Genomic DNA, 20596 nt, shown 5'->3' with positions numbered 1-20596 from the left:
AGTTCAAATACCTAAAAGAGCGCAGCGATTTTCTCGAAGGAGAGGTCGCTGTAATCGTTGATATACAAGTTACACGGCGGCAATTCCTCGCGGGTATGTGAGCTCAGCACGCCCACTACACGCATACCGGCATTAAGCGCGGCCGAGACGCCCGAGAATGAGTCTTCAAATACAACGCATTGCCCAGGTTCAACGCCCAGGTTCTTTGCTGAACTGAGATAAACTTCGGGATCGGGTTTGTGCTTTTTTACATCCTCACTGGCCAGAATCGAACCCAGCATTTCCTGAACAGGGACCTTGCTCAGGATCAGATCGAGATTCGCCCGAGGCGCGGAGGTGGCCACCCCTAGAACTGCCTCATTTACTTTCAAATCGTGCATGAATTCTACGATCCCTTTGATCGGCTCCACATAGGGCGCATACAATTCACGGAATAGTCCTTCCTTTTCCTCCTCCATTTGCAGCAATTCTTCCCCTTCAACTACACGTTGCAAAAAATGGCTTAATATATAACTATTGCTTTTACCATACATGTGTTGGGCAAATTCCTCTTCGGTTGGCGAAAGGTTCCGTTTTGAAAAGAACTCGCGGAATGCGCGGGAGTGATAAGGATTGGTATGGACAATCACGCCGTCCATATCAAAAATGATTGCTAATTTTTCTTTCATCCTACAAAGTTAACCATCGAAATTCCTTCCCGGAAATGAAATACCGAACTAAAAAGTGGCACATCACTTGAAATAATTTGACAATTTTAATTCAAACTTTTTACACGCAACTGACCTTTTTATGGAGCATTCTATTAAATTTACCCACAACGCCTCACACTATTTACTCAAAACTCCCTTGAATTCAGCATCATACTAAAAGCTTCCAGATTTACCCGACCCAATATCCGATCAATTAATTGCTTATATGAATGAACTAGAACGAGCTGGCAATGGAGTCGATGGTCACGCACTTTCGAAGCCCAAAACGCTCACTTCCCTTGAAGTGTATGACCAGTACGGTGCCATGGCATATGGTATTATATTACAAATCCTGCCGCAGGTACACCTGGCGCAAGAAGTCCTGGTAAGTGTATTCTCCTCCCCGCAATTGCAATCTTGTAATAGTTATCCTTTTACCTTTGCAGCTTGTGTGATTAAGCTGGCGCGGGCCAAAGCCGTGGAGGCCAAACGTAAACTGACCGCCCTCGCACCCGCAGGAACTGAATATGCCCAGGGAGACACTTCCCCGCAAAGCATTTTCGACCTTGCATTCAGGCAGGGTTTCACGCCGGAAGAGGTCGCAGGCAAATTGAATATATCCAAAAAGGAAGTACTTCGTTCGTTTCACGAGTTTTTTAAATCATATCGCAACGCGTAAATTTTACACCCATTGAGCAAACAGGAATTTATCGAGAGCGGCATTCTCGAGTCACATTTAATGGGGCTGGCCAGCGAAGAAGAGCAGGCACAGGTCGCGGAAATGATGCTGGCAGACAGTGAAATGGCCGAGTACGTAAATGATCTCGAATACGACATCAAACGTTACTTTGCAGAGGGTTCTGTACGGCCGCCGGAAGCCATACGGGAAATTATATTGCTGAGGAGCATCCGCGAGAAAAAAGGTCGGAGCAACCAGGAAGAACCCGTCGATGCGAAGCAATACCTCAATGTGGAGGTGAACGACACACATATGAAAGTGCATAAGCTGTGGCGCCCTGCATTCATTGCTGTTTTTATCCTGTCAAAAATCTTCCTGATCGCGGGTTTATATTTCTATTTCAAATCCGTGGCACAGCAGGAGGAAATTGAAAAGATGAAGACTGAGACACAAGCGAACAACAAGTAAAAATATCTACCTGTACACACGAAAGCCGGCGGACATTGCGATCCGACCGGCTTTTTATGTTCGTTACAGAATCTTATTTCAGGAATGCGCGGAGCATCCAGGCCATTTTCTCATGCTCTCTAAGCAGGCCGGTCACGTAGTCGCTTGATCCCAGGTCTTTGTAAGTATCTGCAAATTCGGTTACCAGAGGACGCAGGAGACGAATGATCGTTTCATGGTCATCCAGCAAATTCTGCAGTTGCGTCTTCGGTTCGGTGGTGTACTCCGGTTCGAGGAGGTCGGTCAGTTTCAGAATATCCGCCAGGCGTGCTTCCGAATAGTGGCCGATAGCGCGGATACGCTCTGCGATATCGTCGAGAATCACTTGCAGCTGCTCGTATTGGCCTTCAAAAAGCTTATGCAGTTCGAAGAAATTCATGCCTCCGATATTCCAGTGATAGTTGCGGGTTTTGGTATAAAGTACAAATTCATTGGCGAGCAACTTGTTCAACTGGTAGGCAACGGCCTGGCTATGCTCGTCAGATATTCCGATGTTGGTTTTCATGCGTCTCTGTATTTGATGTGTTGATTGTGTTTGATTCATAAAGGTAACCAAAGCTAGTCGCTAAAAAGTTGCCCTGCAACGTCAAAAAAAGCGATTTTAATCACTTTTTTCACCGCAGGAAAATTGCTGCCCGATATATCGTTACCAAAGCCCTGTTGTTCCGTATAGGTAGGAAAGAATTGTTATATTTGTTAACCTATCTTTTATGAAAGACAGCGAAAGAATCAGTAACCTCGAAGAGATGACGGCAGATATCTATCTTATCCTTGACAGAATTGACAACGATCTCAAAAAGATACGGTTGCTCGACATTAACATGGCAAACGACATACGGTCCGTAGCTTCCATGGCTGCTCGGACGAAGCGTCAACAGCAAATCTATGAGATGAAACATGCAAAATTGCACAGAACACTCCTGGATGTATTTGCCATCGCCCGAAAAAACGCCATTAATATCGAGAACTACGCACGAAACACGCTCGGGAAGGACGACCTTTCGCTATTGTACGAATACATGATGAAAAAATTCGATCTGGCGAAAGAGCATACCGATCGGCTGGAAACAGCATTGAGGAAACATAGAGGCAAAACCAAAAGGCTTGATGATAGTATTGAAGCTATTAAAAAAAAGTTAGACAACCTATAATACCCCGATTACACTTATTATGTTCCCATTCCGCGTAGGCCAGGGCTACGATGTTCACCAGTTAGTAGAAGGCCAGCCCTTTTGGCTCGGCGGCATTTTAATACCTCATACACATGGTGCCAAAGGACACTCCGATGCCGACGTGGTTTGTCATGTGATATGCGACGCGCTCCTGGGCGCCGCCAATATGCGTAATATCGGTTACCATTTTTCCGACAAAGACCCGCAATGGAAGGGCGTCGATAGCAAGATCCTTTTGGCCAAAGTACTGGAAATGATCCGCGAAAAAGGTTATGAAGTGGGCAATGTGGATGTCACTGTCGTATTGCAGACCCCGAAGCTTAACCCGCACATTCCGGCCATGAAAACCTGTCTGGCAGAGGTGACAGGCATTTCAGAAGAAGATATTTCGATCAAAGCGACCACCTCCGAGCACCTGGGATTTATAGGAAGGGAGGAGGGTATTGCCGCGCATTGTGTTGCATTGATCTATAACCCCGGAGCCTTTCCGGAAAATGCATAGCTAACGTTCCTGTATAAAATAGATTTGCATGAAAAAAGTAATACTATTTCTCTCCCTTTCCACGGGCGTGACTTTCAGCGCATGCGCCCAGCAGTCATCTGCGCCACCCACTGAACAACCGCTCGGTTTTGAAGAGTACGACCCTATTTCCACGCTGAAAGTGGAAGAGCACCCGGTGAAAAGAGCAAAATTTCCATTTATCGACGTGCACAACCACCAATATCAGATGCCATCACAGGACCTGAAAGCATTGGTAAAAGAAATGGATGCACTGAATATGGGTATTATGGTGAACCTCAGTGGGCGCGGCTGGACACAGGAATGGGCTGAGGGCACAGCTACTTTGAAAGGTTCGCTGGAGAATGTGGCTAAAAACGAACCGAAGCGCATTGCTGTCTTCACAAACCTTCAATTCAAGGGTTTCGGTGAAAAAGACTGGTCTGCAAAGGCGGTGAAGCAATTGGAGGAAGATGTAAAAATGGGTGCGAAAGGTTTGAAAATTTATAAAAGCCTGGGTTTCGCAGGCATCAAAGACGACAAAGGCAACCGTGTGCCGGTGAGCGATCCTCGTTTGCAGCCGGTTTGGCAGAAATGCGGCGAGCTGGGTATTCCCGTACTGATCCACACCGCCGATGTGCCGTCTTTCTGGGACCCGATGGATCGGTATAATGAACGCTGGCTGGAACTGAAAACGCATCCTGGCCGCAAACGCGGGCCTAACGACCCCATTCCATTCGACTCGCTGATCGCCGAGCAGCACCACATTTTCAAGATGAACCCGAAAACGACGTTTATCAATGCGCATATGGGCTGGTATCCCAATAACCTCAGAAAGCTCGACAGCCTGATGATCGCCTTCCCAAACATGTATGTGGAAATAGGCGCGGTGATAGCCGAATTGGGGCGCCAGCCACGCACGGCCAAGAAGTTTTTTGATAAATACCAGGACCGTGTGCTGTTTGGTAAAGACAGCTGGGTGCCTGCCGAATATGCGACGTATTTCCGCGTGCTGGAAACCGAGGACGAGTATTTCCCCTACCATAAAAAATACCACGCGTTCTGGCGCATGTACGGGATGGGCCTATCTGATGAAGTTTTAAAAAAGCTTTACTACAAAAATGCACTGAAAATCATCCCGGGACTCGACAAAAGCCAGTTCCCTGACTAACTTTCAAGCATCATTTGAATGCCTTGGCCTCCCGGACAATCGAACGATATTCGGCTTTGCCAAGGCATTTTTTGTAATACTCCCTGGCTTTTGCCTTGTTGCCCGCCCGCGCAGAAATGCGCGCGAGTCCGGCATAGGCAAATGCATGATATTCTTTCGTGTATTGATCGTCGTGAGGCGTTTTGAGGGCTGCCAGATACTCCTTTTGCGCGGCGGCGTCGTTTTTGCGGTCTTTTTCTTCCAAAATCCCCTGAAATGTCCGCCAGGCAACCGGGTAAAAACCAGTACCTTGTTTCCGAAGCAGCTGCAAGCCTTCATATGCCTCGTCGTATTTGCCTGAGAGCAGTTGCGCTTCCAAATGCTTCATCAGGTAAATAGGGTTTCGCGGGTACATATTCACCAGCTTTTCCATATAAAAAGCGGCCTTCTCAGGCTTTGATTCGTATTTCAGGTAAATGTGAGAGATGTAATAGCATGATTCTGCTTTCGTAATCGTCCCGACTTTTGTAGCTGTATCTACCTGTTTCAGCCCCAGCGCTTTGTCTCCATTTTTGAAAAACACCAGTAAAGGCTTGACGATCGGATGTTCTTCCGGATACACTTCCACATAATAATTATACATCCCGGATGTGAAGTAAAATTCCGGGTTCTTATGCATCAGTTTGAATCCTTCCACAAATGCATTATAGGCCTTTTTACCCTCACCCGCCGCAGCCATCATCTCCCCGCGGTAATTGTACATCATCGCCATATAACCGCGCGCTACCATCGTGTAAAACACAGCTTCGGGATCGGTACTGTTCTTTCCGTACCGCTTATTAATCGCTTCCAGACACTGATCAAGTTTCTGGATATACTCTTTGGATTTGGCCGGATTATCTTTGATCGGCAGGTATTTCCAATAGAGGATGAATGAGTCCAGGATGTAGGAAACCGGATGGTTGGGATACTTTTTCTCTACCTGATCGATGAACTGGACTGCCTCATCGAATTCGTAATTGTAAATCTTGTCAAGGCTATTCTGGATGTTTTTTAATGAGGCGGGGTCATTCAGCAATTGGGCATTGGCCTGGATAGAACAAAGGGCAAGTAAAATCCCCAGGCACAAGGAACGAAGTGTAATTTGCATGGCTTTCAACTCAAATTGGTTTGGTGGTATCCCAGCTGAACAGTAGCTTTGTTTATAACCCATAATTGAATGCGCGGGTTTCGGCCCCCGGTTTTATTTTGGGCATATACTCTCTATTCAACTTCCTTTTTGATAAAATATGATTCGCTACAAGCAGTTTACTTTGGGTAACGGCCTTCGGGTATTTGTCCACGAAGACTTTTCAACACCCATGGCTGCGGTAAATATCCTGTATAATGTGGGCTCGCGGGACGAGGACGAAGAACGCACCGGTTTTGCCCATTTGTTTGAGCATTTGATGTTCGGCGGCTCCAAAAACATTCCCAGTTACGACATCCCTGTTCAGAACGTTGGCGGCGAGAATAATGCTTTTACGTCCCCGGATATTACCAACTACTACATCACATTGCCGGCAGATAATGTAGAAACGGCATTCTGGCTGGAATCGGACCGGATGTTAAGCCTTTCTTTCGACCCGAATGTGCTCGAAGTCCAGCGCAAGGTCGTGATCGAGGAATTCAAACAGCGGTATCTGAATCAGCCGTATGGCGATATATGGCTGAAATTACGGCCATTAGCCTACAAAACACACCCCTATCGCTGGGCGACGATCGGGAAGGACATCGGTCACATCGAACGCGCTACCATGGATGATGTGCAGGACTTCTTCTTCCGTTTCTACCGCCCCAACAATGCAGTAATGGTCGTTGCAGGTGCCGTGTCATTCGAAAAAGTGCAGAGATTAGCCGAAAAATGGTTTGGCGGGATCCCGGCCGGCCCAGCTTACGTCCGCAATCTGCCTGCGGAACCGGTGCAAACCGAAGCCCGTTTCCTCGAAACTTCCGCCAATGTGCCGCTTAATTCGCTGATCAAGGTTTTCCACATGCCTGGACGGTATGATGATGGTTTTTACGCAGGCGATTTGCTTAGTGACGTTTTGGGAAGAGGAAAATCTTCACGCCTGTATCAGAAATTGCTGAAAGAACGCGCACTGTTCAACAGTGTGAGCGGCAGCATTATCTCTTCGCTGGATCCGGGACTGCTAATGATTAAAGGAAACCTGAATCCCGGTGTTACATTGGAAGAAGCAGACGCTGCAGTGACCGAAATTTTGCAGGAAATCGTTGAAAACGGTGCGTCGGAAGAAGAAGTAACCAAAGTAAAAAACCAATCGGAGGCGTCCCTGGCCTTCTCGGAAGTAGAATTGCTCAACCGGGCAATGAACCTCGCATTTGCCGCCAACGCCGGCAATGTAGATTGGGCCAATGCCGATGCTGACATCATCCGAGCGCTCACTCCGGATGATATTAACAATGCAGCGAAAACTATTCTAAGGCCTGAGAATACGTCAACAATGTATTACCGCGCCGAAGCGAAATAGGATGAGATATAAGCAAAAAGAGAATGTATTAAATATGATTAAGCTGTCAGCGAAGTCGAAGGGCATTTGCATCACGCATTTGCCCTTCGACTTCGCGTGACAGCGAGGTATAATTTCATTCCTCTGGCAGAAATGTCAGATAACTGAAATTCTGCTCGTTGAATAGCTCCATCGCGATTTCCTGTAACTGGGCGGCGGTGATCTGTTCGATCTCCCCGAAAATCTCCGGCAGCGAATCGACCTTACCGGTGTCGAGAATACTTTTTGCCATCATGAGCATAAAACTCATATTGCTTTCCTCCGACATGGCTAACTGCCCCATGAGCTGCACTTTGGTTTGATGCAGTTGAAGCGTGGTCAAAGGCACTTCCCGAATGCGTTTCAATTCTTTGTTAATCAGAGAAATGCTCTTATTCAGCTGTTTCTTCTCCGTGCCGAAGAAGATACCCATAAATCCGGTGTCGAGGTAAGGCGTATAATTTGCCTCGATTGAATACACAAAACCATACTTTTCACGCAACGACAGGTTGAACCGCGAGTTCATTCCGGGCCCTCCGAGCAAATTCACCAGCATAAAAAACGGCAAACGGCGCTCATCGAGCAATGCGTAGGCAGGCTGGCCCATCGCCACTTGTGCCTGCTGGATCGGACGCTCGCGTTCCTGACGCACAGGCGTGTAAATCAACGGCGCCTTACGTTCCCTGCTGGTCGTGCGATGCGGCACGCCGCCCAGGTACTTTTCGGCAATGCGGACTACTTTCGAAAACGGCAACCGGCTCACCGACGACACTACAATGCGCTCGGTGTCGATATTATGGTTGATAAATTCGTATAACTGCTCCCGGCCAAACGAATTAACCGTCTCGGCCGTACCCAATATATTAGCACCCAACGCATGGTCCGGAAAAATCAGCTGATCGAAATCATCCTGAATGGCGTCCTCGGGCGAATCGACGTACATCGACATTTCTTCCAAAATCACATTTCGCTCCCGCTCGATCTGCTTATCGGGAAACACGGAGTGAAAAGTAATATCGGCCAGCAAATCCATCGCCTTCTCGAAATGATCGTCGAGTACTGAGGCGTGAAAGCAGATTTTCTCTTTGGTAGTATAGGCATTCAGCTCGCCGCCGACGTTTTCAAGCCGGTTGATCACGTGGTAGGAACTTCGCTTTTCAGTGCCCTTGAAAGCCATGTGCTCCCAGAAGTGGGCAAGGCCTTGCTGATGAGGTAATTCATCGCGGCTGCCGATATCCAGCATAATGCCGCAATGCGCTATTTGCGTGTAAGGAACCTGCTTATGTGCAATGCGGATCCCGTTGGCCAGCGTGTGTATCTGATATTCTTCGGCTGTTGAAAGGGAGGATGCTTTGGGGTTAGCCCGTTTGCGGACATTGTTTCTCTTCATTCCTTTGTAACACAAAATAGCCACCAATAATTTTCGGTGGTATCCGCAAAAATACAGACTTTTGCCCGGAAAGCCTTGTAGTTACACATTATGCGCATCGGATTCGACGCTAAAAGAGCGTTTGCCAATAAAACAGGTCTGGGAAATTACAGCCGCTTCGTCCTCGACGCATTAAGGGGGCATGAACCCGGCCACGAATACCTCGCCTATACCCCGAAAAATAACCGGCACTTGTTCGACGGATTTCCCAGCGGCTCAATCCGTTACCCGAAAGGTATCATTGATCAAAAGCTCTCCGCGTATTGGCGTTATGCACTCATGACACGCCAGCTGCGCGATGATCGTATCGGCATTTACCACGGCCTGAGCAACGAAATCCCCCAAGGCCTCCAATCCGCTGGCATACGATCGGTGGTTACCATCCACGACCTCATTTTTGAGAGGTTACCGCATTTATTCAAACCCATCGACCGTGCCATTTACCGGCACAAGTTTAAGTCCGCCTGCCAGCGCACCGACTCGGTGGTGGCCGTGAGCGATCAGACGCGCCGCGACTTGATCGAGCTGTACGGTGTGGATAATGCTAAAATCAAAGTCATCTACCAGGATTGCAATCCGGTATTTCAACAACAGCTCGCATTAGCGGAACGCAACCACATTTGTGCTGATTATGGCATAAAAGGGCCGTTTATACTCTGCGTAGGCACGCTGGAAGAACGCAAAAACCAGCACCGGCTGATAGAAGCGTTTGCCCAATTGAAAGACCATGATTTCAAACTGGTATTGGTAGGAAAACCAACCGGCTATTTGTCAAAAATCAAAGAGACGATCCAGCGATTGAAGCTCGAAGATCGTGTGCTACTATTGCATAACGTGTCCACACCGCATCTGCCAGCCTTATACCAGGCGGCGGAGGTGTTTGCCTACATTTCGATATATGAAGGTTTTGGTATCCCCATTGTGGAGGCTCTGCACAGCGGGACCGCAGTATTAGCCGCAAAAGGCTCCTGCCTGGAAGAAGCGGGTGGACCGGGTGGTCTTTATGCAGATCCCTATCAAATAGAAAACATCAGCGAGCAGTTACAAAAACTGGTCACTGATGTTCATCTTCGGAATACCCTATCAGAAGCTGGCCGGGAGCATGTTCAACAATTTTCGGGTAAACACATTGCCCGGCAGCTTGTCCAGCTTTACGAAAGCCTTAACTGATTATTTCTCGCGATACTGTTCGATAATGCGGTACAATGCTTTCTGTTTTTCCAGGTCCGGGAAGAAGTCAAAAAGCTGTTCGTGGCCGTCGTAGTCCAATGTCAAACCGATTTCGAGATTCACCAACGCTTCACGGTACTGTCCCGCATGGATCTGATAAACGGCCATTCGGTAATACAAATCCGCCTCTTCGGACATTTCATCGATCGCCGCTTGCAGCAAATCACAAGCCCGGGCATAGTTGCCTTGCTCGAACAGCACATACGACCATTTGAGCCAGATATCAGGATTGGAAGGCTCTATTTCCGCCGCTTTTTCAAATGCTTCAAATGCCGAAACGACATTACCGACTTTGAATTCGGTTTCTGCCAGCGCCAACCAATAATCGGGGTTCAGTTCGGTGATCTGGATTGCTTTCCGGAGAAAACCGACCGCTTCATACCAACGGCCCAGCTCGCTGAAACAGATACCGAGACCATACCAGCCATCATCCCACTGGCTGTCGAGTTTGACGGTTTGGCGGTAGTATTTAATGGCCGTTTCAAATTCGCCCAACTTCTCATAGCAGGTCCCCAGGCAGCAGCATGTCTCCGGCTGGTCGCCTTCCAGCTCAATGGCACGCAGGTATTGGATTTTGGCGTCCTCGTACTTTTCCAGGTTCATATAAGAGTTACCCAACTGGAAGAATGCAGAAGCAAAATCATCCTTAATGAGCGTCGCGTACTCATAGGCGTGCACGGCATCCTCATGGCGTTCCAGCTTGCTGAATGCAATCCCGAGGTTATACCACGCATGATGCGAGAACGGATCACGATCGACGAGGTCGTTATAATATCCCAAATGGCTTTCCAGCTGGCCTACCAGGTCAAGGCAATGAGCCAGTTCGTAAAGCGCATTCTCGTTATTCAGATTATTGCGAAGCGACCGTTTATAGTATTTGATCGCATCTTCATACTTGCCCCAATTCTGGTAGGTCTGCCCGATCTGGAAATAGATCTCATCCCTGTCCTCTACCCTGCCAAGCAAGATTTCGAGGATTTCGATCGCCTCTTCATATTCTCCCATCATGTTGGCTACCGCCACCTGCATGAAAGAAATCTCGATATCGCCGGGGTGAAAGAGTGATGCACGCTCCAATATTTCGAGGGCTAATTCATGCTCGCCGCGGTTGGCGTGCAGTTGAACCATGCTTAGTAGCAGGTCGAGCGAATAGGGGTAATCCGACAGGCCCATTTCACAAGCTTTGAAAGCTTTTTCCCAATCCCCCTTTTCTATGTAATGTACTGTAACCTTTTCGTAAGTGTCCAAATCAAAAAAGACCGGCTCGCTGGTTTTCAGCATTCTTTCGAACCTGAGCAGTGTCTCCTTCATATAATCCTTCCTTTCACCAAAATTTTTCTCCATCATACGAACCGCTAGGTTAGAATCGAGGGCAAATGCACCACTGTTAATGAAAGAAAGTTATAAAATAATTCCCCGGATTTCAAATCCTCCTGATCAAACTTTCACTAATGCGGGACACCGTTTCCTCAATCGACTTAAATTGAAAATCCAATGCTTTCCTGATTTTGCCATTGTCATAGTTGAATTTTCTGGCGGCTGATTGCGCCGTTTCCCTGGTAATCAATGGCTTCGTACCCAACAGCCAGGTCCGCACCGCTTCCACACGCCATATCACTCCTGCCAACCCGGCACCAACCTTAAACGACGGTCTTTTACGGTGCATTTTATCTGCCATCATATTGAACAAATTATGGTAGGAAATACTCCCCGCGTTGAGCAGAAAGCGCTCGCCGGTAATGTCGGAGCCGGCCAGGCGGTACACGATTTCGGCCACATCCACTACGTCCACGACGTTCGCGATGCCCTCGGTATAAAATGGCTTTTCTCTATATACGTATCTAAAAAGCTGCGTACTGCTCTTCTCCCAATCACCCTCGCCGAGGATAATAGTGGGGTTCACGATCACGGCATGGAGACCTTCGGCAATGCCACGCCACACTTCGAGCTCGGCCATATGTTTGGTTTTGGCATATTCCGAATTTTCAGGTGAATCCTCCCAGCGTTGCTCCTCGCTTAGAACCACATCTTCGCCGGTTGCCTGTTTGCGCGGATCAGGGCGGCCGATGGCGGCAATGCTGCTCACATGCACCAGTTTTCGTGTCCGGTATTTCAAACACACATTCACCACATTGGCGGTCCCTTCCGCATTCACTTTATACATCATTTTCCGGTCGCGTGGCACAAAGGACACCACAGCAGCAGTGTGGACCACGTAATCCATCGCCTCGATGGCTTTTTCGAGGGAAAGTAAATCAAGAATGTCACCTTCCACCCACGTTAGTCTAGGTTGTGCGTCCGCGAGCAGGCGCTTGTCCGCTCCAGGACGCACCAGCGCGAATACTTCATGATTTTCCGACAAGAACTTTCTGGCTGCTGCACTGCCCACCAAGCCCGTCGCACCGGTAATGAGTACTTTCATGTAAGCAAAACAAATTGTTTGGGTCAAAGTTCGCAGTAAAAAAGTAGTTTGTCACACCATTGCAAGCCTTTTTACTAATTTTACACCCCGGCCACACCGGGGAGCCAGGCCAGGCTCCAATGATTGAACCAAATCCCTGAATTCAAATGCCGATTTCAAATCCCCAAAGATATACCGTCACAGCAGCGTTGATCTACGCCAATGGGCCGATCCACATCGGCCACCTGGCGGGCTGTTATGTACCTGCCGATATATACGTTCGCTACCTGCGCTCCTCCGGTAAGGAAGTGGCGTTTATCAGCGGTACCGACGAGCATGGTGTACCTATTACCATCCGCGCAAAAAAAGAAGGCCTCACACCCCAGCAGGTAGTCGATAAATATTACGAGCAGATCGACGCCTCGTTCAAATCGCTGGGTATTTCGTTCGACATCTATTCGCGCACCAGCAAGCCTGTTCACCACGAAACTTCCCGCGAAATTTTCAGGGATCTGTATGACAAAAAGGTGTTCATCGAGGAAACGACCGAGCAATACTATGATGAAACCGCGCAACAGTTCCTCGCCGACCGGTACATTGTAGGAACCTGCCCTGTTTGTGCAAACCCCAATGCCTACGGCGATCAATGCGAGCGCTGCGGTTCTACATTAAGCCCGTTGGAACTGAAAGACCCGCGCTCGACGCTCTCAGGCGCTAAGCCAGTTTTGAAAGCAACCAAAAACTGGTATTTGCCGCTCGACAAAATGCAGCCGGATATCGAGGCGTATGTCAACAGTCATTCCGAATGGAAAACGAACGTTTTCGGGCAATGCCAGTCATGGCTGAAAGACGGTTTGAAACCCCGCGCGATGACCCGCGACCTCGACTGGGGCATTAAGGTACCCGTGGAAGATACCGAGGGCAAAGTACTTTATGTGTGGTTCGAAGCGCCTATCGGCTATATTTCTGCCACCAAAGACTGGTTAATCCAAAAGAATGGCACCGACGAAGGCTGGCAAAAATGGTGGCAGCCGGCTAAGGATGCGTCGGAGGGTGAAACCAAGCTTGTGCATTTCATCGGGAAAGACAATATCGTTTTCCACTGCATTATCTTCCCGGCTATGCTGATGGCCGAAGGTAATTACATCCTGGCTGATAATGTTCCCGCCAACGAGTTCATGAATCTCGAAGGCGACAAAATTTCGACTTCGCGCAACTGGGCCGTGTGGCTGCACGAGTACCTGGAAGAACTTCCCGATAAGCAGGATGTCTTACGTTACGTGCTTACCGCGAATGCGCCCGAAACCAAAGACAGCGAATTCACCTGGAAAGATTTCCAAACCCGCAATAACAGTGAGCTCGTGGGCATTTACGGGAATTTCATTAACCGCGCCGTGGTGCTTACTCAGAAGTTCTGCGAAGGCAAAGTGCCTCAACGCGACGAGTTGCAGGACATCGACCGCGCCGCGCTCGACGAACTGGCCGCATTCCCGGCGAGGATAGCCGATTCGATGGAAAATTACCGTTTCCGCGAAGCGCTCTCATTGATCATGGACCTCGCCCGTACAGGAAACAAATACCTGGCAGATACCCAGCCATGGCACGCGATCAAAACCGATCCGGAGCGTGTGAATACGATTTTAAATATCGCATTGCAGATTTCAGCAACGCTGTCGATCGTTTCCGAGCCGGTATTGCCATTTACCTCGGCTAAAATTCAGGAGCAGCTGGGCCTATCGGGCAAAAACTGGCAGGATGCAGGTAATGCGGATCTTCTGACCATAGGCCAACCTGTTTTGGAAGGCAAACTGCTTTTCGAAAAAATAGAAGACAGCGTGATCGAAAAACAGGTGCAGAAGCTTCACGATGCCAAACGCCAGAATGAGCTGGAAGGCAAAACTGTACTTCCTGTCAAACCTGAAATCCAATATGATGATTTCACTAAAATGGATATCCGTATAGCGACCATCCTCGAGGCCGAGAATGTCCCTAAAAGCAAGAAGCTATTGAAACTGCTGGTCGACATAGGTGCGGAGCAACGCACCGTTTTAAGTGGAATTTCCGAGCATTTCAAAGCTGAAGAGATTGTCGGCAAAAAGGTGTTATACCTGGCCAACCTCGCCCCGAGAAAGATGATGGGAATGGAAAGCCACGGAATGATCCTGATGGCCGAAGACCGCGACGGCAGCCTCGCATTCGTCCAACCGGGCAAAGATGTCTGGAACGGCGGGACCGTCAACTAACAATACAACGGCCCTGCATCGGCGGAGTACCATGCAGGGCCCTTTTTTACTGAAACTCTTTTCTCACCGAGTCGTAGATCGAGTTAACCCGCTCAACCAGCGACAAACACTCCTTGTCGGTCAGGTGGTCGATCGTGTTGCTCACGGCATTCGACACCACACGGCCCTCTTCATTCACTTTGGCACCTTTCTGCTTGATTACGCTGAGAATGCTTTCCCACTCCCCAACCAATCCTTCTGAAAAATACCGCGGTTCGATAATATTGAAGTAGGCTGACTGCGATTTCAGCTTCTGCCTTAGTTTGGACTGGTCAACTTTGAGTTCTTCGACCAACTTGGTAAGCTCAATAAAAGCGAAAATATTAGACTTTTTCATAACGTTGAGATTGACGAGCACTAAGGGAATTAATAGTGCAAGATACAGATATGTAATTCCTTTTTTGAAAAAGTGTGGAATCTTTACTCAATCTTAATGCATTCTATTGGAAGCGTACAACCACTACCCGGATTAATACTAAATACCACCACTATTTACTTCGTAGAATTTGTCGAAAAAGCGCACGGACGGGCTCCTGAGCAACAAAAAAGCCCGGTTAATTGGCCAGGCTTCTTTATAATCTGTCGATATTTTTACCAACGTTCGATATCTACCTTGCGGTGATAATCGCCCTGTTCATCTCCGAAAGGAAGGAACAGAACCAACTGACGACGACCGTCGTCGTACCTTGCTGATATATTGTCTATATCTACTCCGTCGGGGATGACGAAGGTATTGATGAAACGGATTGTCTTCCACTGCTCTTCGTCGGGCAAATTTTCCTGTGAAAATATGGGCAGCAAGTGGAAAAGCTTTAAGTTATTTGAGTTCCTCTTGCCTTTTACAACCTCCAATTGAAGATCCTCAACCTCGATGCCTGGAATTTTCACAACTACTTCGAAACCGTCCGACCCTTTGTCAAGCTTAATAGAGGGCTCACTCATTCCACCGTTTACTGTGTTGATAAAATCTATATTCATCAACATCTCCCGGGGTATTTTTAGTTTGCTTTCCATAGCTATCGCGTTTTAGGTTCACAAGTTTTACTTATTAACGAAAAACTGCGTGCCAAAGATCGTTTTCGGACAAAAATGTGATGGACGGTGAGGTGTGGAAACGTCTCTTATTTGCTTATAACCAGCTATTGAGGCAAATCGGTGCACTTTACCTCCCCGTTCTTTCTCCGCGATATTAGAGCAGAGAAAAGAATGCCAAAATAACAGCCTCGGCTACACAACTGCGCCAAAATGACACCCTTCAATGCCAATATCCGGTCAGCGGTCGCTGTGCCCAAGGCTACGATCGGGCGCAATAATATCCCTCACCAGCTGTTTGATTTCCTTCGGTTCAGGGAAGTGGCCTTCCCGCTTTCTATCCCAAACCAGCTCTTCGCCGAGCATGATGGTGTACCGCCCCGCGACCTCCGAGGGCCGTAGTTGCACGGCATGTAAATCATCGCTGAAAGTGGTCAACAGCTCCTGGGCCATCCAGGCCGCCCTCAACAGCCAGCCGCATTTGGGGCAGTATTCGATTTCTATGGTTGGTTTCATATCTTCCTTTGCTACAAACACCAAAAATCGGCATTGCAGGCAAAGAATCAAAAAAAGCCGCGAGGGACATTCCCTCGCGGCTACAACAAAATATCAACTGTGTATGAAGTAAATTTGACCTTATCACCAGTGGTTAGCACAGCCTAGGACAAATAGGCCCCTCTCCCGCCGTTTGCGTCGGATCTTCTTGTGTTTTCGCGTTTGCAGGGGCGGTGATATCTTTCCCATTTTTATCCACTCCGATAAAAACCAGAGTTTGCTTCCCATTCTTATCTTTTGCAAAGTAAAATCGAATGCCCACGCATCCTTTCTGTGATAACACCTTCTCCAAAACGGTTTTGCCATAGGAAACAGCTCTTGTCTCTTCCGGTCCGACATCTTTTTGAAACCTCTCCTTCATTTTTTCGAATTCCGAAAGCGGTATCATAGCTCCCATTCGATCCGCGACTAGTTGTTCCTCGGCGGTTAACATTGTACTCTTTTTGCCATTAGGGGCTACCTTTTCATCCTCTTTCTGGCAAGCCCAGGTCAAGGTTACCACACAGATAGCTGAGATAAGAAATCTTTTCATCGATAAAATTGATTAAATGAATAGATAGTTTTGCGTTGATAAACAGCCGTTTACCATACACATAATAACTCACTCTACTAGCACAACCCAAAACAAATAGCCCATCAACCCATTTCAATTATCTGACGGCAAAAAAAGCCGCGAAGGACACCCCTCGCGGCTTTCGAATATAACCTAACCCTTTAATCTTGATGAGAAAGCTTTGAAAAGTCTTCCCTAACGCTTTACAAATGTACAGCACTGCATACAAGCATTTTAGCGCAAAAATCCTCGATTTCAAACATGGGTAAGCTTACAAATATGACACCGTATTAATGCCCGAATCCGGTACGTAAATTTACGTGATTTTCAGAACTCAAGAACAAATTGAATTGATTTACAATTAGTTACAAACTGACCGTTAAATCAATTGCAAATGGTTGGCTTGCCCTTCGCTGCCTCTCTATTTACATTTACATTGATTAATTGTTATACTTTAATTAAAACTATGGACAGCAAGAGATTTACAGGTCGGGAGGGTCGACTGATTTCAGCGTCAGAAGCCCAGGAGCTTACCATTCCACATCAAAAGAGGGAACGTTACTTCACCGACAAAGGCGAAAACTACGTGAAGGCCGAATTCTTCGGCATTCACACATTCAACGAGCTGATTAAACTGCATGGTGACAACTGTGTGGGATTCAGAGTATATTACGGATTGCGAGACGAGGAAGAGGACGGCGACACAAAAACAAACAAATCAAAAAAACCAACCCCAAGACTTGTTCTGGTTCCTGTCGATGCTGAGGGCAAGGACATTATCCGGACTGCACAACTGGGCGGCTTGAAAGATATGCCAACGGGTGGCGAGGCCATGACAGGCGGCCCACTTTGCCCGCGCCAATGTTAGGAACAGGAAAGTTCGAAAATCGATTAATGTATGTTCGATAACCACTTTGCATATATTGTCAATAATCCTATTTCTTCTATTGCAGTATTTGTCACAGTATTACCATTAACACTCACTATAACCAGAAAAGCGTACGTGGACAAATCTTTGCGGTTGCTTTTCTGCTATCTGATATGCAAGCTGATCATCGACGTAGTCATGCTTCACCTGGCTTCCACCAGAACGAACAATCTGATACTATACAACATTAGCATCCCGCTTTTTTACGCATTATTGGGCGGGATGTTCTATTTCCAGTTTACAGGAAAGGCTCAGAAGGGGTTCGTTCTGACCTCCATCTTAGGCGTGTTCCTATTTAGTATTTGGGATATATTTAATTCCAATGAAAATTTGGGCAATCTGAACGAGCACAGACTAGTCCTATATGCTAAGACAGTCGAAGGCGTTTTGATGATTTCACTCATTCTACTTTATTTCTATGAGATCATTAAATCACTGCAAATACCTAACTTGTTGACATTCCCATTCTTCTGGGTATGTTCAGGACTGCTACTTTACTATTCGAGTTTGATATTCTTAGCACCAGTCCTGCATTATGTATACACATGGAACAACCACACTGACCTTGGGATAACTGAAGTGATCCCAAGTATTTTTGAAATTCTATGCGCCTTGCTTTTCAGCGTAGGCATTTATAATTTTTCATCAAGGAATTATGCAAAATAGCGAAGAACTAAAGTGGGCACTTTTGATAGCCTCCATGGCTATGCTGGCCATGGCGTTTTGCATGATCGCATTTGTGATGTACTACCAGAAAAAAAGGTTCGAGGAAGAAAAACGTATCAGCGAGATCGAGAAAAACTACAACCGCCTGCTCCTTGATACCGCGCTGAACTCCGAAGAAACAGAACGACGAAGGATTGCGCAGGATTTGCATGACGACATCGGCACGATGCTATCGTTGACAAAGTTAAGTCTCAATCAGTTGAGTAAGCTGGTAGCCAACTCGGGCGATGAGAAGGAGGAAAGCATTATGAAGAAGTCGCAGTCGCTTGTGGAAGAGACGATCCTGCACGTGCGGCGCATTACGCGCGACCTGGTACCGACGACACTGGAACGGTTCGGGCTGATGGAGGCGATCGAGGAGTTTATCCATAAGCTCGAAGAGGATAATAATCTGATCATTGCTTTTCAGTCAAATACGGAGGAATTTCCGCGTCAGGGCCAGAAACTGGAACTGACGCTTTACCGCATTATGCAGGAGCTGGTCAACAATGCTATTAAGCACGCGAGCTGCACAAAAATCGATATTGTGCTGGAAATCGACGAAGAAATGATAGGTTTGCGGGTAACTGACAACGGCGTTGGTTTCGACCCGGAAAAAATAAAGGAAAGCAACCTGGCCGGGCTGGGTTTGCTTGGAATCGAAAGCCGGTTGGCTATTGTGAATGGAACAGTCCAGTACGAACAGCCGGCCAAGGGCGGTTCCAGCGCCATCGCGAGGATTCCGGTAAACCCGGCATCCGGTAATAAACCTGAACCATTACATCCATTCCGCCGGGAACGAGTGAATATTTAATGCTATGAGCACCCTTAAACTAGGAATCGCCGACGATCACGAACTATTCAGAAAGGGGTTTATCTCCATGCTGAGCGGCATTCCCGACTTCGAATTCGTACTGGAAGCCGGCAACGGCCAGGAACTCCTGGACCGCCTGCCCGCCAACACGCCTGACATCGTTTTCATGGACCTGCAAATGCCTGTTATGGATGGCATTCAGGCTACCGAAGCTGCTTTCGAACGCTTTCCGAACATCAAAATCATCGTCGTTTCGATGTACAACGAGGATCGTTTCGTGATACACATGCTCGAAAAGGGCGTGCAAGGTTATTTGCTGAAAGATACCAGCCCCGATGAAGTCGAAAAAGCGATCAGAAGGGTGCATGAAGAAGGCTTTTACTACAACGACTTCGTTTCCAAGGCCATGCACCGCAAAATGGTGAACCGGCAGGTCAACAAGCATCCATTCTTCCCGAATGCGTGTAATGTGGCGCTTTCCTCCCGCGAGAAAGAAGTATTGCAATTGATCTGCGACGGACTCTCCACGACGGAAATCGGCGACAAACTGTTCATCAGCGTGCGCACGGTCGAAGGGCACCGGTTGCGGGTTTTGGAAAAAACCGGAACAAAAAGTACCGCAGCCGCAGTGGCATTCGCCTACAAAAACCAGCTGCTAAGCTAAGCCTAACGCTTTCATGGTGAAAACTTCCGGGGTTTATATTATATTTCCCGGAGCCATTCTATGTATAGCTATGAAAGTCCTGATCGTTTGCACCAACCACGACTCATATCCGACCAAAACCTCTAAAACAGGTCTCTGGCTGAATGAACTGACGCACTTTTACGACTTAATGGCAAAAAGGCGCATTCTGATGGACATCGTGAGCCCCTTGGGCGGCGGCATCCCTGTGGATGAAAGAAGCCTCGATCTGAAAGACGAATGCAATGCGCGGTATTGGGAAGATGCCTCTTTCCGTGCGAGGCTTCAGGATTCTCTTAAACCATCGGATATTAACCCCAGCGACTACCGGCTGATCTATTTCGCAGGCGGCCACGGCGCGATGTCGGATTTTACTGATAATACCGAACTGCAAAACATCGCGAAAGCTATTTATGAGCGAAATGGCATGGTCACGGCCGTTGCGCACGGCGTTTGCGGGTTGCTCAACGTCCGGCTATCCGACGGCACATTACTCATCCAGGACAAATATGTGACCGGCTACTCCAACGTCGAAGAGGCGCTGGTGAGCTTTGTAAGCGAAGTACCTTTTTACCTCGAAGACAAATTGAAGGAACGCGGCGCGCATTACACCAAAGCGATGATCCCTTTTGTGGAATTCATTGAAATGGATGAACGGCTCATTACCGGGCAAAATTCACATTCAGCCCGGAAAGTAGCGTCGAAAGCGCTCGAAGAACTTTTTGAAAAATAGATGCCGG

22 protein-coding genes are annotated in these 20596 nt (G+C 47.7%); 12 read left to right on the top strand and 10 right to left on the bottom strand.

What is annotated here, in order from left to right:
- Window positions 1-11: 11 nt before the first annotated feature.
- Window positions 12-668, bottom strand: a complete 657-nt coding sequence (locus ACQ4MZ_RS01800) for an HAD family hydrolase (RefSeq protein ID WP_430842364.1) — start codon at window positions 666-668, stop codon at window positions 12-14.
- A gap of 247 nt (window positions 669-915) precedes the next feature.
- Between ACQ4MZ_RS01800 and ACQ4MZ_RS01795 the strand changes: the two genes are divergently transcribed.
- Window positions 916-1368, top strand: a complete 453-nt coding sequence (locus ACQ4MZ_RS01795) for a hypothetical protein (RefSeq protein ID WP_430842362.1) — start codon at window positions 916-918, stop codon at window positions 1366-1368.
- A gap of 12 nt (window positions 1369-1380) precedes the next feature.
- The gene (locus ACQ4MZ_RS01790) at window positions 1381-1836 is read left to right on the top strand and encodes a hypothetical protein (protein WP_430842360.1); all 456 of its coding nucleotides are present in this window, start codon (window positions 1381-1383) and stop codon (window positions 1834-1836) included.
- Between the two features lie 73 nt (window positions 1837-1909).
- On the opposite strand, the gene ACQ4MZ_RS01785 is transcribed toward ACQ4MZ_RS01790, so the two are convergent.
- Window positions 1910-2380 carry a Dps family protein gene (locus tag ACQ4MZ_RS01785; protein ID WP_106596983.1) on the bottom strand — a complete coding sequence of 157 codons (471 nt, stop codon included), beginning with the start codon at window positions 2378-2380 and terminating at the stop codon, window positions 1910-1912.
- Between the two features lie 205 nt (window positions 2381-2585).
- Between ACQ4MZ_RS01785 and ACQ4MZ_RS01780 the strand changes: the two genes are divergently transcribed.
- The 3 genes from ACQ4MZ_RS01780 to ACQ4MZ_RS01770 are packed head-to-tail and all read left to right on the top strand — an operon-like array spanning window position 2586 to window position 4717.
- Entirely contained in the window at window positions 2586-3026 is a 441-nt protein-coding gene (locus ACQ4MZ_RS01780; RefSeq protein ID WP_430842358.1) for a hypothetical protein, read from the top strand.
- A 19-nt stretch (window positions 3027-3045) separates the two neighbouring features.
- Window positions 3046-3549 (top strand): 2-C-methyl-D-erythritol 2,4-cyclodiphosphate synthase, encoded by a 504-nt coding sequence (gene ispF, locus ACQ4MZ_RS01775; protein ID WP_430842356.1) that lies wholly within the window; start codon window positions 3046-3048, stop codon window positions 3547-3549.
- 28 nt (window positions 3550-3577) lie between these two features.
- Window positions 3578-4717, top strand: coding sequence for an amidohydrolase family protein (locus ACQ4MZ_RS01770; RefSeq protein WP_430842354.1), 1140 nt, complete (start codon window positions 3578-3580; stop codon window positions 4715-4717).
- Window positions 4718-4727: 10 nt separating this feature from the next.
- Here ACQ4MZ_RS01770 and ACQ4MZ_RS01765 read toward each other — a convergent pair whose 3' ends face one another.
- Window positions 4728-5846, bottom strand: coding sequence for a tetratricopeptide repeat protein (locus ACQ4MZ_RS01765; RefSeq protein WP_430842352.1), 1119 nt, complete (start codon window positions 5844-5846; stop codon window positions 4728-4730).
- Between the two features lie 139 nt (window positions 5847-5985).
- Here ACQ4MZ_RS01765 and ACQ4MZ_RS01760 point away from each other — a divergent pair, with 139 nt between their 5' ends.
- The gene (locus ACQ4MZ_RS01760; protein ID WP_430842350.1) at window positions 5986-7227 is read left to right on the top strand and encodes a M16 family metallopeptidase; all 1242 of its coding nucleotides are present in this window, start codon (window positions 5986-5988) and stop codon (window positions 7225-7227) included.
- Between the two features lie 115 nt (window positions 7228-7342).
- Here the strand turns inward: ACQ4MZ_RS01760 and ACQ4MZ_RS01755 are convergent, their stop codons facing one another.
- The gene (locus ACQ4MZ_RS01755; RefSeq protein ID WP_430842348.1) at window positions 7343-8635 is read right to left on the bottom strand and encodes a M16 family metallopeptidase; all 1293 of its coding nucleotides are present in this window, start codon (window positions 8633-8635) and stop codon (window positions 7343-7345) included.
- A 90-nt stretch (window positions 8636-8725) separates the two neighbouring features.
- On the opposite strand from ACQ4MZ_RS01755, the gene ACQ4MZ_RS01750 reads away from it, so the two are divergent.
- Complete coding sequence (locus tag ACQ4MZ_RS01750) at window positions 8726-9844, top strand: glycosyltransferase family 4 protein (RefSeq protein ID WP_430842346.1); 1119 nt, start codon at window positions 8726-8728, stop codon at window positions 9842-9844.
- Here the strand turns inward: ACQ4MZ_RS01750 and ACQ4MZ_RS01745 are convergent, their stop codons facing one another.
- Window positions 9845-11251: a tetratricopeptide repeat protein gene (locus ACQ4MZ_RS01745; protein WP_430842344.1), complete on the bottom strand. Its 1407-nt coding sequence runs from the start codon at window positions 11249-11251 to the stop codon at window positions 9845-9847. It abuts the gene before it with no gap.
- A 76-nt stretch (window positions 11252-11327) separates the two neighbouring features.
- Window positions 11328-12326: an NAD-dependent epimerase/dehydratase family protein gene (locus ACQ4MZ_RS01740; protein WP_430842343.1), complete on the bottom strand. Its 999-nt coding sequence runs from the start codon at window positions 12324-12326 to the stop codon at window positions 11328-11330.
- Between the two features lie 146 nt (window positions 12327-12472).
- Between ACQ4MZ_RS01740 and metG the strand changes: the two genes are divergently transcribed.
- Window positions 12473-14548: a methionine--tRNA ligase gene (metG, locus tag ACQ4MZ_RS01735; protein WP_430842341.1), complete on the top strand. Its 2076-nt coding sequence runs from the start codon at window positions 12473-12475 to the stop codon at window positions 14546-14548.
- Between the two features lie 46 nt (window positions 14549-14594).
- Here metG and ACQ4MZ_RS01730 read toward each other — a convergent pair whose 3' ends face one another.
- From ACQ4MZ_RS01730 to ACQ4MZ_RS01715, 4 genes are all read right to left on the bottom strand, one after another.
- Window positions 14595-14924, bottom strand: coding sequence for a hypothetical protein (locus ACQ4MZ_RS01730; RefSeq protein ID WP_430842339.1), 330 nt, complete (start codon window positions 14922-14924; stop codon window positions 14595-14597).
- Window positions 14925-15178: 254 nt separating this feature from the next.
- Entirely contained in the window at window positions 15179-15601 is a 423-nt protein-coding gene (locus ACQ4MZ_RS01725) for an Hsp20/alpha crystallin family protein (protein WP_223400226.1), read from the bottom strand.
- A gap of 258 nt (window positions 15602-15859) precedes the next feature.
- A complete protein-coding gene (locus ACQ4MZ_RS01720) occupies window positions 15860-16135 on the bottom strand; it encodes a SelT/SelW/SelH family protein (protein ID WP_430842337.1) in 276 nt (91 codons plus the stop codon).
- Between the two features lie 133 nt (window positions 16136-16268).
- Complete coding sequence (locus ACQ4MZ_RS01715) at window positions 16269-16706, bottom strand: hypothetical protein (protein ID WP_430842335.1); 438 nt, start codon at window positions 16704-16706, stop codon at window positions 16269-16271.
- A gap of 487 nt (window positions 16707-17193) precedes the next feature.
- Between ACQ4MZ_RS01715 and ACQ4MZ_RS01710 the strand changes: the two genes are divergently transcribed.
- From ACQ4MZ_RS01710 to ACQ4MZ_RS01695, 4 genes are all read left to right on the top strand, one after another.
- The gene (locus tag ACQ4MZ_RS01710; RefSeq protein WP_430842333.1) at window positions 17194-17595 is read left to right on the top strand and encodes a hypothetical protein; all 402 of its coding nucleotides are present in this window, start codon (window positions 17194-17196) and stop codon (window positions 17593-17595) included.
- Window positions 17596-18310: 715 nt separating this feature from the next.
- Window positions 18311-19174 (top strand): sensor histidine kinase, encoded by an 864-nt coding sequence (locus tag ACQ4MZ_RS01705; protein WP_430842331.1) that lies wholly within the window; start codon window positions 18311-18313, stop codon window positions 19172-19174.
- Window positions 19175-19178: 4 nt separating this feature from the next.
- Window positions 19179-19838, top strand: coding sequence for a response regulator transcription factor (locus tag ACQ4MZ_RS01700; protein ID WP_019940293.1), 660 nt, complete (start codon window positions 19179-19181; stop codon window positions 19836-19838).
- A 70-nt stretch (window positions 19839-19908) separates the two neighbouring features.
- Complete coding sequence (locus tag ACQ4MZ_RS01695) at window positions 19909-20589, top strand: type 1 glutamine amidotransferase domain-containing protein (protein ID WP_430842329.1); 681 nt, start codon at window positions 19909-19911, stop codon at window positions 20587-20589.
- The last annotated feature ends 7 nt before the right edge of the window (window positions 20590-20596 follow it).

This window comes from Dyadobacter sp. BHUBP1 (genome assembly GCF_050587785.1).
Taxonomy (GTDB): domain Bacteria; phylum Bacteroidota; class Bacteroidia; order Cytophagales; family Spirosomataceae; genus Dyadobacter.
This window is presented reverse-complemented; position numbering and strand designations above follow the sequence as displayed.

What these genes read in the sequence shown, in the direction of transcription:
- ACQ4MZ_RS01795 (WP_430842362.1), top strand. Translation starts at nt 916, where the DNA reads ATGAATGAACTAGAACGAGCTGGCAATGGAGTCGATGGTCACGCACTT.
- ACQ4MZ_RS01705 (WP_430842331.1), top strand. Translation starts at nt 18,311, where the DNA reads ATGCAAAATAGCGAAGAACTAAAGTGGGCACTTTTGATAGCCTCCATG.
- metG (WP_430842341.1), top strand. Translation starts at nt 12,473, where the DNA reads ATGCCGATTTCAAATCCCCAAAGATATACCGTCACAGCAGCGTTGATC.
- ACQ4MZ_RS01740 (WP_430842343.1), bottom strand. Translation starts at nt 12,326, where the DNA reads ATGAAAGTACTCATTACCGGTGCGACGGGCTTGGTGGGCAGTGCAGCA.
- ACQ4MZ_RS01725 (WP_223400226.1), bottom strand. Translation starts at nt 15,601, where the DNA reads ATGGAAAGCAAACTAAAAATACCCCGGGAGATGTTGATGAATATAGAT.
- ACQ4MZ_RS01700 (WP_019940293.1), top strand. Translation starts at nt 19,179, where the DNA reads ATGAGCACCCTTAAACTAGGAATCGCCGACGATCACGAACTATTCAGA.
- ACQ4MZ_RS01745 (WP_430842344.1), bottom strand. Translation starts at nt 11,251, where the DNA reads ATGATGGAGAAAAATTTTGGTGAAAGGAAGGATTATATGAAGGAGACA.
- ACQ4MZ_RS01755 (WP_430842348.1), bottom strand. Translation starts at nt 8,635, where the DNA reads ATGAAGAGAAACAATGTCCGCAAACGGGCTAACCCCAAAGCATCCTCC.
- ACQ4MZ_RS01720 (WP_430842337.1), bottom strand. Translation starts at nt 16,135, where the DNA reads ATGAAACCAACCATAGAAATCGAATACTGCCCCAAATGCGGCTGGCTG.
- ACQ4MZ_RS01770 (WP_430842354.1), top strand. Translation starts at nt 3,578, where the DNA reads ATGAAAAAAGTAATACTATTTCTCTCCCTTTCCACGGGCGTGACTTTC.
- ispF (WP_430842356.1), top strand. Translation starts at nt 3,046, where the DNA reads ATGTTCCCATTCCGCGTAGGCCAGGGCTACGATGTTCACCAGTTAGTA.
- ACQ4MZ_RS01715 (WP_430842335.1), bottom strand. Translation starts at nt 16,706, where the DNA reads ATGAAAAGATTTCTTATCTCAGCTATCTGTGTGGTAACCTTGACCTGG.
- ACQ4MZ_RS01730 (WP_430842339.1), bottom strand. Translation starts at nt 14,924, where the DNA reads ATGAAAAAGTCTAATATTTTCGCTTTTATTGAGCTTACCAAGTTGGTC.
- ACQ4MZ_RS01760 (WP_430842350.1), top strand. Translation starts at nt 5,986, where the DNA reads ATGATTCGCTACAAGCAGTTTACTTTGGGTAACGGCCTTCGGGTATTT.
- ACQ4MZ_RS01765 (WP_430842352.1), bottom strand. Translation starts at nt 5,846, where the DNA reads ATGCAAATTACACTTCGTTCCTTGTGCCTGGGGATTTTACTTGCCCTT.
- ACQ4MZ_RS01695 (WP_430842329.1), top strand. Translation starts at nt 19,909, where the DNA reads ATGAAAGTCCTGATCGTTTGCACCAACCACGACTCATATCCGACCAAA.
- ACQ4MZ_RS01780 (WP_430842358.1), top strand. Translation starts at nt 2,586, where the DNA reads ATGAAAGACAGCGAAAGAATCAGTAACCTCGAAGAGATGACGGCAGAT.
- ACQ4MZ_RS01710 (WP_430842333.1), top strand. Translation starts at nt 17,194, where the DNA reads ATGGACAGCAAGAGATTTACAGGTCGGGAGGGTCGACTGATTTCAGCG.
- ACQ4MZ_RS01750 (WP_430842346.1), top strand. Translation starts at nt 8,726, where the DNA reads ATGCGCATCGGATTCGACGCTAAAAGAGCGTTTGCCAATAAAACAGGT.
- ACQ4MZ_RS01800 (WP_430842364.1), bottom strand. Translation starts at nt 668, where the DNA reads ATGAAAGAAAAATTAGCAATCATTTTTGATATGGACGGCGTGATTGTC.
- ACQ4MZ_RS01785 (WP_106596983.1), bottom strand. Translation starts at nt 2,380, where the DNA reads ATGAAAACCAACATCGGAATATCTGACGAGCATAGCCAGGCCGTTGCC.